The sequence below is a fragment of the Polaribacter sp. BAL334 genome (assembly GCF_015767435.1).
GTDB lineage: Bacteria > Bacteroidota > Bacteroidia > Flavobacteriales > Flavobacteriaceae > Polaribacter.
In genome coordinates this window covers 1-450 of the sequence record NZ_JADWOV010000128.1, presented here as the reverse complement: position 1 = coordinate 450, position 450 = coordinate 1, and the positions used below count along the sequence as shown (strand labels likewise).

At 38.9% G+C, this 450-nt stretch carries 1 protein-coding gene; it reads left to right on the top strand.

The genetic code is table 11. The features are described 5' to 3' along the window. On the top strand, positions 1 to 450 hold a 450-nt coding region (locus IU405_RS00680; RefSeq protein WP_231749415.1), incomplete at both ends, for an Ig-like domain-containing protein.

Here is a 450-nt window from a genome sequence, read left to right as displayed (position 1 = left end):
TTAGTGGGTTCTCCTTCTGGTGGAACTTGGTCTGTTGTTTCTGGTGGTGGAACAATTTCTGGAAATACATATACGCCTGCTAATATTGCTTCTAACACAAGTGTAACTATTAGATATACTATTGCTGCTGCTAGTGGTTGTAATGCTTCTACTGCTGATGTTACTTTTACAGTAACTCCTGTAAACAATTTACCTACTGCTGTAAATGATACTGCTACTGTGAATGAAGATTCTACGAGTAATGTAATTAACGTTTTAACCAACGATTCTTTTGGTGGGGATGGTCCAAATATTGGTGCTATCTCTATTCCTTCTGCAACGTCTGCCAATGGTGGAACTGTGGCTGTGAATACCAATGGAACGCCTAATGATCCTACAGATGATACTTTAGTGTACACGCCTGCTGCGAACTTTAATGGAACAGATACCTTTGATTATACTATTACAGAT